The sequence below is a fragment of the Paenibacillus sp. JT22N15 genome, from assembly GCF_059383755.1.
In genome coordinates this window covers 15,974-29,219 of the sequence record NZ_JBXENV010000025.1, presented here as the reverse complement: position 1 = coordinate 29,219, position 13,246 = coordinate 15,974, and the positions used below count along the sequence as shown (strand labels likewise).

Annotated in this window: 15 protein-coding genes and 1 other annotated feature; all 15 genes read right to left on the bottom strand. The window is 48.1% G+C overall.

Features of this window, described 5'->3' with window-relative positions; translation table 11 throughout:
- Nucleotides 1-55: 55 nt before the first annotated feature.
- Nucleotides 56-3,622: a DNA-directed RNA polymerase subunit beta gene (gene rpoB / locus AC50X8_RS31025; RefSeq protein ID WP_056035773.1), complete on the bottom strand. Its 3,567-nt coding sequence runs from the start codon at nt 3,620-3,622 to the stop codon at nt 56-58.
- Between the two features lie 310 nt (nt 3,623-3,932).
- A complete protein-coding gene (locus tag AC50X8_RS31020) occupies nt 3,933-4,529 on the bottom strand; it encodes a class I SAM-dependent methyltransferase (RefSeq protein ID WP_494883438.1) in 597 nt (198 codons plus the stop codon).
- Nucleotides 4,530-4,744: 215 nt separating this feature from the next.
- Nucleotides 4,745-5,104 (bottom strand): 50S ribosomal protein L7/L12, encoded by a 360-nt coding sequence (gene rplL, locus AC50X8_RS31015; protein ID WP_046234213.1) that lies wholly within the window; start codon nt 5,102-5,104, stop codon nt 4,745-4,747.
- Nucleotides 5,105-5,184: 80 nt separating this feature from the next.
- The gene (gene rplJ / locus AC50X8_RS31010) at nt 5,185-5,688 is read right to left on the bottom strand and encodes a 50S ribosomal protein L10 (RefSeq protein WP_056035766.1); all 504 of its coding nucleotides are present in this window, start codon (nt 5,686-5,688) and stop codon (nt 5,185-5,187) included.
- A 60-nt stretch (nt 5,689-5,748) separates the two neighbouring features.
- Nucleotides 5,749-5,902, bottom strand: a sequence feature (ribosomal protein L10 leader region).
- A gap of 16 nt (nt 5,903-5,918) precedes the next feature.
- Nucleotides 5,919-6,611 (bottom strand): 50S ribosomal protein L1, encoded by a 693-nt coding sequence (gene rplA, locus AC50X8_RS31005; protein WP_056035763.1) that lies wholly within the window; start codon nt 6,609-6,611, stop codon nt 5,919-5,921.
- Between the two features lie 138 nt (nt 6,612-6,749).
- Complete coding sequence (rplK, locus tag AC50X8_RS31000) at nt 6,750-7,175, bottom strand: 50S ribosomal protein L11 (RefSeq protein WP_494883436.1); 426 nt, start codon at nt 7,173-7,175, stop codon at nt 6,750-6,752.
- Between the two features lie 101 nt (nt 7,176-7,276).
- A complete protein-coding gene (gene nusG, locus AC50X8_RS30995) occupies nt 7,277-7,810 on the bottom strand; it encodes a transcription termination/antitermination protein NusG (RefSeq protein WP_046234209.1) in 534 nt (177 codons plus the stop codon).
- A 23-nt stretch (nt 7,811-7,833) separates the two neighbouring features.
- Nucleotides 7,834-8,043 carry a preprotein translocase subunit SecE gene (gene secE, locus AC50X8_RS30990; protein ID WP_046234208.1) on the bottom strand — a complete coding sequence of 70 codons (210 nt, stop codon included), beginning with the start codon at nt 8,041-8,043 and terminating at the stop codon, nt 7,834-7,836.
- A gap of 18 nt (nt 8,044-8,061) precedes the next feature.
- Entirely contained in the window at nt 8,062-8,211 is a 150-nt protein-coding gene (rpmG, locus tag AC50X8_RS30985; protein WP_015847242.1) for a 50S ribosomal protein L33, read from the bottom strand.
- A gap of 328 nt (nt 8,212-8,539) precedes the next feature.
- Nucleotides 8,540-9,190, bottom strand: coding sequence for an RNA polymerase sporulation sigma factor SigH (gene sigH / locus AC50X8_RS30980; RefSeq protein WP_056035760.1), 651 nt, complete (start codon nt 9,188-9,190; stop codon nt 8,540-8,542).
- 190 nt (nt 9,191-9,380) lie between these two features.
- The gene (locus AC50X8_RS30975; RefSeq protein WP_056035757.1) at nt 9,381-9,905 is read right to left on the bottom strand and encodes an NYN domain-containing protein; all 525 of its coding nucleotides are present in this window, start codon (nt 9,903-9,905) and stop codon (nt 9,381-9,383) included.
- Between the two features lie 3 nt (nt 9,906-9,908).
- Nucleotides 9,909-10,664, bottom strand: a complete 756-nt coding sequence (gene rlmB, locus AC50X8_RS30970) for a 23S rRNA (guanosine(2251)-2'-O)-methyltransferase RlmB (protein WP_056035755.1) — start codon at nt 10,662-10,664, stop codon at nt 9,909-9,911.
- Nucleotides 10,664-11,170: a Mini-ribonuclease 3 gene (locus AC50X8_RS30965; protein WP_494865576.1), complete on the bottom strand. Its 507-nt coding sequence runs from the start codon at nt 11,168-11,170 to the stop codon at nt 10,664-10,666. The genes rlmB and AC50X8_RS30965 overlap by 1 nt, the downstream gene beginning before the upstream one ends.
- Nucleotides 11,167-12,582: a cysteine--tRNA ligase gene (cysS, locus tag AC50X8_RS30960; protein ID WP_494865578.1), complete on the bottom strand. Its 1,416-nt coding sequence runs from the start codon at nt 12,580-12,582 to the stop codon at nt 11,167-11,169. The genes AC50X8_RS30965 and cysS overlap by 4 nt, the downstream gene beginning before the upstream one ends.
- The gene (gene cysE, locus AC50X8_RS30955) at nt 12,579-13,241 is read right to left on the bottom strand and encodes a serine O-acetyltransferase (protein WP_056035746.1); all 663 of its coding nucleotides are present in this window, start codon (nt 13,239-13,241) and stop codon (nt 12,579-12,581) included. The genes cysS and cysE overlap by 4 nt, the downstream gene beginning before the upstream one ends.
- Between the last annotated feature and the right edge of the window lie 5 nt (nt 13,242-13,246).

Genomic DNA, 13,246 nt, shown 5'->3' with positions numbered 1-13,246 from the left:
TGCATACTAGCGGCTGCGTATTCGCTAGAAGCGTACACGCAGCTGGGCTAGGTTTTTATTCAAGAGCGCCTACTTCAGCGCCTTCTAAATTAAGATTCAGCTTATCTCCTGCTGCGTCATCATCGTCATCCGACTCTCTCAGCTCGATCTCTTCTTCATTTTCGGTCAGGATTTTGACGTCCATACCCAAACTTTGAAGTTCTTTGATCAATACTTTGAATGACTCTGGTACGCCCGGCTCTGGTACGTTCTCGCCCTTAACAATCGACTCATACGTCTTCACGCGACCAACAACATCATCGGATTTGACTGTAAGAATTTCTTGCAAGGTGTAAGCAGCACCATATGCTTCAAGCGCCCATACTTCCATCTCACCGAAACGCTGTCCGCCGAATTGAGCTTTACCACCCAATGGCTGTTGCGTAACGAGCGAGTAAGGACCTGTGGAACGAGCATGGATTTTATCATCAACCATGTGCGCGAGTTTGATCATGTACATGACGCCAACAGTAACTTCACGTTCGAAGTTTTCACCCGTACGACCATCATAAAGTACAGTCTTACCATTACGCTGCATGCCTGCTTCTTCCATGGCATCAAAAACGTCATTCTCCCGCGCGCCGTCAAATACAGGCGTCGCAGCATGCAAGCCAAGACGTTTACAAGCGAGACCCAAGTGAACTTCCAGCGCTTGGCCGATGTTCATACGGGAAGGTACGCCCAGTGGGTTGAGAACAACTTCAACTGGTGTGCCATCTGGCAGGAACGGCATATCTTCTTCCGGCATAATGCGGGCAATAACCCCTTTATTACCGTGACGTCCGGCCATTTTATCACCCTCGGAAATTTTCCGTTTTTGAGCGATATAAGCACGAACGAGTTGATTTACACCAGGAGGCAGCTCATCGCCGTTCTCGCGGGTAAATACTTTTACGTCCACAACGATTCCGTCAGTACCATGCGGTACGCGAAGCGAAGTGTCTCTTACTTCACGAGCTTTTTCACCGAAAATCGCATGAAGAAGACGCTCTTCAGCTGTCAGCTCTGTTACACCTTTAGGTGTTACTTTACCAACGAGAATATCGCCTGCACTGATTTCTGCACCAACACGGATAATACCGCGCTCGTCGAGATTTTTCAGTGCTTCTTCGCCGACATTCGGAATGTCGCGTGTAATTTCTTCTGGTCCAAGCTTCGTATCACGGGCTTCCGACTCATATTCCTCAATGTGGATCGAGGTATATACGTCTTCTTTAACAAGCTTCTCACTAAGAAGGATAGCATCCTCATAGTTGTAGCCTTCCCATGTCATAAAGGCAACGACCACGTTGCGGCCCAGTGCCAATTCGCCTTGCTCAGTTGACGGTCCATCAGCGAGAATATCGCCTTTTTGGATAACGTCGCCTTTGTGTACAAGCGGACGCTGGTTAATGCATGTTCCTTGGTTGGAACGCGTAAACTTATGAAGCTTATGCTTAACGAGATCGCCAGTTACCGACTTGCCGTCAATTTGCTCTACACGGCGCAGCCAAATCTCATTGGCAGATACTCGTTCAATAATTCCATCATGTTTGGAGACAATACATACACCGGAGTCTTTAGCCGACTTATGCTCCATACCCGTACCGACAAGCGGTGCTTTCGGGATCAAGAGAGGTACGGCTTGCCGCTGCATGTTGGAACCCATTAGCGCACGGTTGGAGTCATCGTTTTCCAGGAACGGAATAAGCGCCGTCGCAACCGATACTACCTGTTTAGGAGAAACGTCCATGTAGTCAACGCGCTCGCTTGGCATCGTAAGGATGTTGTCAGCTTGCTTGTTGTAACGAACGATAACGCTGCTCTCTTCGAATGTTCCTTCTGGAGTCAGCTTCGCATTCGCTTGCGCGATTACATAGTTGTCTTCTTCATCTGCAGTCAAATACGAAATTTGTTCCGTTACAATTCCTGTCTTCGCATCTACCCAACGATAAGGAGCTTCAATGAAGCCATATTCGTTAATGCGGGCAAAGGAGGACAAGGAGTTGATCAGACCGATATTCGGTCCCTCTGGCGTCTCGATCGGACACATCCGCCCATAGTGGGAGTGATGGACGTCACGGACTTCAAAGCCCGCGCGCTCACGCGTCAAACCGCCGGGTCCGAGTGCAGACAGACGACGTTTGTGCGTCAGTTCAGCAAGCGGATTCGTTTGGTCCATAAACTGCGAGAGCTGTGAGGATCCAAAAAACTCTTTAATCGAAGCTATAACGGGACGAATGTTAATCAGCGCCTGCGGCGTAATCGCGTTAGCATCCTGAATCGACATCCGTTCACGCACAACTCTTTCCATACGGGACAAACCGATACGGAATTGGTTTTGCAGAAGCTCCCCTACAGAACGCAGACGACGGTTGCCCAAGTGGTCAATGTCATCCGTGCTTCCTACACCTTGAAGCAGGTTAAGGAAATAGTTAATGGAAGCAATAATATCTGCCGGCGTGACGTGCTTCACTGTTTTATCAATAATTCCGTTCGCAATGACCTTAATCACTTTGGATTCGTCAAGCGGCGAGAATACACTGATTGCTTGCAGTGGAATACTATCTGCATCAAGTACGCCATTGGCGACGTGATACGTTTTGAAGCCGACATTCGTTTCAAGTTTCTCCAAAATGTCATCCAGCAAGCGGCGGTCAATCATTTGACCTGCTTCGGCAATGATTTCACCTGTCGAAGGATCGACAAGCGTTTCAGCCAAGCGCTGGTTGAATAGACGGTTTTTGATATGAAGCTTTTTGTTAATCTTGTAACGTCCTACATTTGCTAGATCATAGCGTTTCGGATCAAAGAAGCGTGCTACGAGCAAGCTCTTCGCGTTATCAAGCGTAGGCGGCTCACCTGGACGAAGGCGCTCATAAATTTCGATCAGCGCTTTCTCGGTAGAATCCGTGTTGTCTTTATCAAGCGTATTGCGAATATACTCGTCATGGCCGAGCAATTCCAATATTTCAGCGTCAGTGCCGAAGCCTAACGAACGCAAAAGTACCGTAACCGGAATTTTCCGAGTGCGGTCGATACGAACGTAGACAATATCTTTAGCATCCGTCTCCAGCTCTAACCAAGCTCCACGATTCGGGATAACGGTCGCTGTGTAGTTTTTCTTCCCGTTTTTATCAACCTTCGTGCTGAAGTACACACTTGGGGAGCGCACCAATTGGCTGACAATAACCCGTTCCGCTCCGTTAATGATAAACGTGCCGGTCTCTGTCATCAGCGGGAAGTCACCCATGAAAACTTCCTGTTCCTTCACTTCGCCCGTCTCTTTATTAAAGAGACGCACTTTCACGCGTAGTGGAGCAGCATACGTCACATCGCGTTCTTTTGATTCATCGACCGAATATTTCGGTTCGCCCAAGCTGTAGTCGATAAACTCAAGCGATAGATTGCCCGTAAAGTCCTGAATCGGCGAAATATCTTGGAATAACTCAATTAAATCTGTTTCCAAGAATTTTTCGTACGATTTTTGTTGGATTTCAATCAGGTTCGGGACTTCCAGCACCTCGTTGATTCGGGCATAACTTCTCCGCGTGCGCCGACCATACTGAACAAGTTGTCCTGCCAACTTAACCTCACCCCTCATGTCTGTCTCACAGCAACGAAACGTACTGCGTAACTGCTTACTTATTCAAATAAAGAAAAGCCCTTATCGAATAGTTCGAAAAAAGAGCATGTTCCACGAGCCAACCATACGCAGCGCAAGCGTATAGAATCCATATCAAGTAATTTTGCCCAAAATGTAAACATTATACGTCAACTACGCATTCTATATGCATTTTGCGCTAAAAATTCGCACTTGACATTTTAGTTGACTAAAGAGATTTAGCCCAATTTAATGCTGACATTTTATAATCTTACCACATATAGAAAGTCAAGTCAAGGAATCAAATGACTCATTTAACAGCTTTGTAAATTCGATAGCCCTTATCTTTCGTCACTTCGATTACTTCACTGAACAACGTCTCAAGCTTCGCTTCCGCTGATGCGGCGCCCTGCTTTTTCTGAATGACGACCCACATCGTTCCGCCAGGAGCCAATAGCCCATAGCCTTCTTCAAAAATACGATGTACAATCTCTTTCCCAGCCCGTATAGGAGGATTAGTGACGATCATATCAAATGTGGACTGCCGAACCGCTTCATACACGTCGCTTTGATAAACCGTTATATTCTTTATGCCGTTGTTGTGCGCGTTTTCTTTGGACAGCTCTACCGCTCTTTCATTCACATCTATCATCGTTACATGGCTTTCCGGAGCAAGCCGAGCAATGGTAAGACCGATCGGCCCGTATCCGCACCCGACATCCAATACGCTGCGTTCGCCCTTCAGCTCCAGTGCATCCAGCAGCACACGCGTGCCGTAATCGACACCCGTTTTCGAAAAAACGCCAGCATCCGTCATAAATTTCAATTCAAAACCGCGCAGCTTTTCTTCGTGAATGCGCCGGTCACTTTTCACGCCGGGGCTTGGCGTATAGTAATGGTCTGACATGCGAATCCCCCCTGACCTGATAAGGTCGAACCTTATACTTTCATAGATTCAAGCGTAAACGGCTGTTGCCGTCCTCTGGTGGCAAAGCTTCCGTTTCGCGATGAAATAAAAACATTTATAAGTGCCTAGCTTATAAATGTTTTTATTTTAAACATAGAACGAACCCCTTGAAACGTAGCGTTTCAAGGGGCCCGCTATCTTCTAAAGAAGAGATATTACTTAACTTCTACAGCTGCGCCAGCTTCTTCAAGCTTAGCTTTAACTGCTTCTGCTTCTTCTTTAGCAACGTTTTCTTTGATTGCTTTAGGAGCGCTATCAACCAGATCTTTCGCTTCTTTCAGGCCAAGACCTGTGATTTCGCGAACGACTTTGATAACGTTGATTTTGGAAGCACCAGCGTTGTTAAGGATAACAGTGAACTCAGTTTGCTCAGCTTCAACAGCTGCGCCGCCGCCAACAGCAGCTACAGGAGCAGCAGCAGTAACGCCGAATTCTTCTTCGATTGCTTTAACAAGATCGTTCAGTTCAAGAACGGTCATAACTTTAATGGCTTCCAAGATTTGATCTTTAGACATGGTTATACCTCCAGAAGTGGGTTTAGTTTTTTTAAGCTGCAAGTTTAAACGAGCAGCAGATTCGATACGTGTGAAAAAAATTAAGCTTGAGCTTCTTTTTGCTCGCCAACTGCTTTAACCGCAAGCGCGAAGTTGCGCACTGGGGCTTGCAATACGCTGAGGAGCATGGAAAGCAATCCATCGCGAGACGGAAGTTCCGCCAGCGCTTTGATTTGATCCATATCAACGATTTTACCTTCAACAACGCCGCCTTTAAGTTTCAGAGCGTCGTTCTTTTTAGCGAAATCATTAAGAATTTTTGCTGGAGCAACTGCATCTTCGTTACCGAAAGCAATAGCTGTCGGTCCAGTTAGAATCTCATTCAACTCAGAAAGACCAGCTGCTTCAGTAGCACGGCGAACTAGCGAGTTTTTCAAAACTTGAAACTCGATGCCAGCCTCACGCAGTTGTTTGCGAAGTTCTGTAACTTGCGCAACGTTCAATCCGCGATAATCGGCAACGACAGTGCTGGAGCTATCACGAAGCTTTGCTGTAATAACTTCAACCGCTTGTTGTTTCTCTTGGATGATTTTTGCGTTTGCCAAACTGTACACCTCCTGTATTATTTGTACATTCCGTTATTTGACGAGTCAGATCTCTTGCCGCGATGCATGAGAAAAGCCTCCGCTATTAAGTAGCGAAGGCCATGATGGTTCGTTAGTACGACCCAAGGCCGCACACAAACGCTTTATCATAACACCTCGGTAGGAAATTAAGCCTTTCGGCACCTACTGTCTACGGTATGCGTGTTCGATTTTAGTTCCGTTCCTTGCTATTAGCGGTAGCTAGCAGCGGAGACGCGAGCGCCAGGGCCCATTGTCGAGGAAACGGCGATGTTTTTCAAGTATACACCTTTAGCTGCAGCTGGTTTAGCACGAACCAAAGCTTCTACAAGAGCGCGAAGGTTAGCATCAAGCTTATCAGCATCAAAGGATACTTTACCGATTGGAGCATGGATTTGACCAGCTTTGTCCAGACGGTATTCAATTTTACCGGCTTTAATCTCTTGCACGGCTTTAGAAACGTCAAACGTTACTGTGCCGGCTTTAGGGTTAGGCATAAGGCCTTTACCACCGAGAATACGACCAAGTTTACCAACTTCAGCCATCATATCCGGCGTTGCTACGCAAACGTCGAAATCGAACCAGCCTTGTTGGATTTTGTTAATCATGTCTGCGTCGCCGACAAAATCAGCGCCAGCAGCTTCTGCTTCCTTCGCTTTATCGCCTTTTGCGAATACGAGGACGCGTTTAGTTTTACCAGTACCGTGCGGAAGTACAACGACGCCGCGCACTGCTTGGTCTTGTTTACGAGGGTCTACACCCAGACGTACAGCAACTTCAACGGATTCGTCGAATTTAGCTGTTGCTGCTTTTTTCACAAGCTCAATCGCTTCTAACGACTCGTAAGTCGCTTCGCTATCGATCAGCTTGGAAGCTTCTACATACTTCTTGCCATGTTTAGCCATTGTAAATATCCTCCTCAAGTGGTTATAGCGGAAAATCCTCCTAGGGAAAATCCTCCCACAGTGAAGCCTAAGCTTCACAGTCCGAGCATCCTTGTAACAGTCAGCCCTTCGTTTGTTATCCTAACGGATCAAACGCAATTATTCAACGATTGTAACGCCCATGCTGCGTGCAGTGCCTTCGATCATAAGCATTGCTGCTTCAACGGAAGCTGCATTCAAGTCGGGCATTTTTTGTTCCGCGATTTCACGGACCTTAGCGCGATTAACGGTAGCTACTTTCTTCTTGTTCGGCTCGCCTGATCCTTTTTCGATACCTGCTGCTACGCGGAGCAATACTGCTGCCGGTGGAGTTTTAGTTTCGAATGTGAATGAACGATCCTCAAATACGGAAATAACAACCGGAATAATCAAACCTGCTTGATCTGCTGTACGAGCGTTAAACTCTTTACAGAACGCCATAATGTTAACGCCTGCTTGACCGAGCGCCGGACCGATAGGTGGAGCTGGATTCGCTTTACCTGCAGGAACTTGCAGTTTGACCATCTTGATGACTTTCTTAGCCATGACTATACACCTCCTTACCCTGGTAATCCACAACATACAACTAACGAGTTTGGTGCTTCTGCATCCCCCCAGCAAGCTGGCGTTCTACAGAAATACCGGAACTAGATCTTTTCCACTTGAGTATAATCCAACTCAACTGGCGTTTCTCTGCCAAACATGTTGACATGAACCTTGAGCTTCGCTTTGTCCAGCAAAATTTCTTCTACTGTACCAACGAAATCCGCGAACGGACCTTCCTTGACCCGTACAGTTTCCTTCAGATCGAATTCGATCTTCGGCTTCGGTTCCTCCATACCCATATGCTTCAAAATCTGTTCGACTTCGTCTGGCATAAGAGCGATCGGCTTCGAGCCTGATCCTGTCGATCCTACGAATCCTGTAACACCCGGCGTATTGCGAACAACATACCAAGAATCGTCAGTTTGAACCATTTCTACGAGAACGTAGCCTGGATAAACTTTACGTTGAACGGTTTTTTTCTTGCCGTCCTTCTCGACCACTTCTTCTTCCATCGGAACTAGTACGCGGAAGATCTTGTCTTCCATGCCCATCGATTCCAAACGGCGTTCCAAATTGGCTTTTACTTTGTTCTCATAACCGGCGTAAGTGTGTACGACATACCATCTTTTTTCCATTTCAATTCACCTTTGGACCCTTCTTAAACAATCAGTTCAACTAGAGACGAGATCCCGATGTCAAGAAGCCAAAAGTAAATCGTCACAGCCGTAATCGTCAAAACGACAACGATAGAATAGCTTGTCAACTCTTTACGGTTTGGCCAACGAACCTTTTTCAGTTCTGCCCAGCTGTCAGCAAAGAAACCAAACGTTGTTCCGAAGCTTTGCTTCACTTTAGCCAAAAATGCCACGGTCACACCTCCATTTGACTATCTCGTCTCGCGATGAGGAGTCTGCTCGTTACAAAACTTGCAAAACTTCTTCAACTCGATGCGGTCGGGGTGATTGCGTTTGTTCTTGCTGCTCGCATAGTTTCTCTGTTTGCAGTTTGTGCATGCCAACGTGATAATAACCCGCATTGAATTACACCTCCCGAACTGCTACTAAATACCTGTTCACCCTGAAACATGCAGTACCTCAAGATGAAATGAAGGCCAACACGAAAAAAAACCTCATATTTAGGCCTACCCGAACACTTTATCACACGACATACTGGATGTCAATGTAAAAGATAGAATGCGAGCTTGTACAAAAGCTGGAAACAAGGCGGCATCGGGTCCGCCCTGTTTCTACAAGTATAGGCAGCATTTTCCGATTTAAAACGGAAATGAAGCCATCCTCTTCTACAATTACAGAGAAAAGGACAGCTTCTGCATTCTCACTTAAGCTATAAGTATGATGACACTGTTACCCGCTTATGTCCCGGACTTCCAAATAACGTTCAAGCTTCCGCTTCACGCGCTGTAGTGCATTATCAATAGACTTCACATGACGATCCAGATCAACTGCTATTTCCTGATAGGACCTTCCATCCAAATAAAGCATGAGCACCTTGCGTTCAAGATCACTCAAAATTTCGGACATTTTGTCTTCCAGACCGCTAAACTCTTCCTGGTTAATGATCAACTCTTCCGGATCTGATACCCGGGTCCCGCATATGACATCAAGCAAAGTACGATCGGAGTCTTCATCGTAAATGGGCTTATCGAGCGAGACATAGGAATTGAGCGGGATATGCTTCTGCCTGGTGGCCGTCTTAATCGCCGTTATAATCTGCCGCGTAATGCACAGCTCTGCAAATGCTTTAAAGCTTGCGAGCTTGTCCCCTTTAAAGTCGCGAATAGACTTATACAGTCCGATCATGCCTTCCTGCACAATATCTTCCCGGTCCGCACCGATAAGAAAATAAGAGCGTGCTTTAGCTCGAACGAAATTCTTATATTTGTTAATCAAATATTCGAGCGCCAGACTGTCGCCATTGCGAACCGCTTCTACGATTTCCTCGTCCGTACTGCAGTCATATTCGAGCGTACTCCATTCTTTGAGGTCGATGCTCACAAACTATCCCTCCGGCCTGCAAGGCGTACGCCGCTAGATTCATAGCCAGCAAATATAGAGCCAGTATACATTATGTAACCTGACAACGTCAACCGATTTAGACCCCGAATCGATAACAAAACCTATTCAAAGTGTCGAAAATTTTACAGATACATCCAGAAATAATTCACCGCAGCCTTAGGGCGCACTGTTATTTCTTGCCTCGCCTAAGCCTTTCCAGCTGCATGCGAATTTCAAGGCTAAGACTGTTGTCCACCGTATTGCGGCGGCTCTTCGTTTCTTCCCTCAGCGTAAGCTCAATTTGCTTGCGGTTCTGCTCAATTTCAATTAACAGCTCTCGTGCCGAGAGGCGAAGCGCCCCATGGGCGAAAGCGACATGCTGTTCTACGAGATCAGAAGTAGCGACATACAAATGGCGTCTTTTTTGAAACAGCTCAACTACCATGCGCTCAATGCATTCATCCGCTGTTTCCTTTTCCTTCGTATACACAATTGTCAGCTTGTGGTGCTTGAAGGTCGCTCCAAGCCCAGGCACCTGATGCGCATCGAAAATGACATAGACCGCCATGCCGGTAAACCCCTGATAATCCGCGAGCATATCAAGCAGCTTGTCCCTTGCTTCCTCGAGATCGATGGCTTTCAGCTTTTCCAGCACGGGCCAGGCCCCAATCATGTTGTAGCCATCCACTAGCAAAATATCGTCACGCCGTTTCATGCTTTAAACGCTCCGGCGCTGTCTAACCACTTCGTACATGAACACGCCCGCAGCAACGGAGGCATTCAGCGAATTAAGCTGGCCCTGCATCGGAAGCTTCACCAGAAAATCGCATTTTTCTTTGATGAGGCGGCCAATCCCTTTGCCTTCATTGCCGATGACGACAGCAAGCGGCATGTCGAATTTCATCGAATAAATTTCCTGCTTGGCACTGACATCCGTACCTGCTATCCATATGCCTTCTTCCTTGAGCCGATCGATCGTTTGCGCCAGGTTTGTCACGCGGGCAACGGGCACATATTCCGCCGCTCCCGCCGACGTTTTGGAGACGGTAGCCGTTAATCCGACCGCGCGGCGCTTCGGAATAATAACGCCATGAACGCCGGTGCATTCCGCGGTCCGCAGAATTGAGCCCAAATTATGAGGGTCCTCAATTTCATCCAGCAGCAAAATAAAAGGCGTCTCATTGCGGCTGCGCGCCGCTTCTAATATTTCTTCAATCTCGGCGTAGCGAAAAGCAGCCGCCTGCGCAATAACGCCTTGATGCTGAACGCCCTCGGCCATGCCATCAAGCTTCCTTTTATCGACAAATTGCACGATAATTCCGCTTTTTTTCGCCTCTGCCGTAATCGGCTGTGTCATGCTCTTCTGGGCGCCTTCGGCGATCCAAATTTTATTGATTTCACGCCCGGAACGAAGCGCCTCCAGTACGGGATGCTTGCCAGCAATAATTTCATCTTGCGGGGTAGTCTCAGTCATTATTCGCCCTCCTTTGTTTTCTTGGCTGCGGTGGAAGGGGCGGCTGGCTGTGCCAGCCGTTCCTCTCCGTCTTCTCTTGCTGCAATCGCACAGGCGAATAACTCATGCAAGCGCTGAATGCGGCCTTCATAATATAAATACCCAACGAGACATTCAAGCGCGGTTGCTTGACGATAATCGGCGGGGTCAGCATTTTTAGGCGGCGCACCTGACTTCGTATTGCGTCCGCGCCGCACCACATCTGCCTCTTCCTCCGTCAGCAGCGGCTGCCAGTGCTCCAGCAAAATCCGCCGCTGCGCCTTGGCCGAGACGATGCCCGTCGCTTCGCGGTGCAGGTGATGCGGCTTATGATTCGGGAGCGACACCAAGTATTGGCGGACCAGCAGCTCGAACACACTGTCGCCCACATAGGCGAGCACGACGGGATTCAGCAGATTTGTTTTTTTCGAAGGCGAGTAAAACAATAAATCGTTCGCTAGCGCCTCGCTGTTATGCGGTTCACTCATAGGCGGCGCCAACGGATGCCTTGCGGCGTATCCTCAAGAGCGATGCCTTTCTCTGTCAGCAAATCGCGAATTTCGTCCGCTCTAGCCCAATTTTTCGACTGGCGCGCTTCCGTTCTTTCGACAATCAGCTGTTCGATTTCCTCATCAAGCAGATCCGCTTCGGCAGATTGTGGCGGGATTAGGCCAAGCACCTCGTCCATTTGCTCCAGCACATCCAGGAAAGCCTGCACGCCCTCGATGCCCACATCTGTGCGGTTCAAATATTGATTCGCCTCGCCAACCAGATCAAAGACAGCGGTAATCGCATCCGGCGTATTGAAATCATCTTCCATTTTCGCCTCAAACACGCTCATAATTTCCGCCAAGCGAGCATCAAGCTCGAACGCCGCAGCTCCCGTCTGCCCCTCGCTCTCCAGCACTTGCAGACGATGGCGCAAATTGGACACGCTGTTCGCGATGCGCTCCACGCTGTTTGCCGCTTGCTTTAGCGCTTCTTCGTTGAAGTTAAGCGGACTGCGATAATGTCCAGACAAAATAAAATAACGAATCGCTTGCGGCTTCACCTGCTTCACCAGCTCATGCACCGCAATACCATTGCCTAGCGATTTGGAAATTTTCACATTATCAATGTTAATATAGCCGTTATGCATCCAATAATTCGCCAGCGGTTTGCCCGTCAATGCTTCCGACTGTGCGACCTCGCACTCATGATGCGGGAACTGCAGGTCCTGTCCGCCGCCATGAATATCGAGCGTGTCCCCGAGATGCTTGCGCGCCATTGCCGAGCATTCGATATGCCAGCCTGGACGGCCCGGTCCCCACGGCGTTTCCCAGAAAATCTCGCCCGGCTTTGCGCCTTTCCACAGCACAAAATCCTTAGGACTCTCCTTGCGATCGCCTACTTCAATCCGGATGCCGAATTGCAGCTCCTCCAGATTTTGATGAGACAGCTTGCCGTATTCCTCGAACCTCGCGGTGCGGAAATAAATATCGCCTTCGCTCTCATAAGCAATGTCCTTGTCCAGCAGGCCTTGAATAAAATCGACGATTTCCGTAATATGCTCCGTTACGCGTGGGTTCAGTGTTGCCTTATGCACGGCAAGCGCTTCGAGATCCGCATTGAATGCCGCGATAAATGTCTCCGCCACTTCTGGAACCGTAGATCCCAGCTCCTCCGCTTTGCGGATCATCTTATCATCCACGTCCGTAAAGTTGACGACATAATTCACCTCATAGCCTGTGCTCTCCAAATACCGCCGAACGACATCGAAGAAAATAAACGGCCTTGCATTTCCAACGTGAATATAATCGTATACCGTCGGCCCGCATACGTACATTTTAACTTTCCCTGGCTCCTGCGATTCAAAAGCTTCCTTCGTGCGGGTCAATGTATTATACAGATGTAGCGTCATTTTCGTAAATCCCCTCCAGTTACAGGCTCCCTGAGCTCTTTCAACTCTGTTTTCAAACGATCAATTTCTTTTTGCATATCACGCAGCATTTCGATAACCGGGTCAGGCAGCTGGTTGTGCTCCAGTCTGTCCTTCACCCGTTCGCCATTTCGTTTCACCACTCTGCCGGGGTTGCCTACAACGGTACAATTAGGCGGCACCTCGCGCAGCACAACCGCATTCGAGCCTACATTTGAATTATCGCCAATTTTGAACGATCCCAGCACCTTCGAGCCCGAACCAATGACGACATTGTTGCCAATGGTCGGATGGCGCTTACCCTTCTCCTTGCCCGTTCCGCCAAGCGTAACCCCCTGATAAATGACGACATCATTGCCAATTTCGCATGTTTCGCCGATGACAATGCCCATACCGTGGTCAATAAACAGCCGCTCGCCGATCGTGGCCCCTGGATGAATTTCAATGCCCGTCATAAAACGACTGAATTGGGATATGATACGCGCAACCGTAAACCATTTGTGACGAAAAAAATAATGCGCCGCCCGATGCGCCCAAATCGCATGCAGGCCGGAATAAGTGAAGACGACCTCAAAGCGACTTCTGGCGGCCGGATCATTTTCAAATACCGCTTCAATATCTGAACGAATATGGCGAAACATCAGCT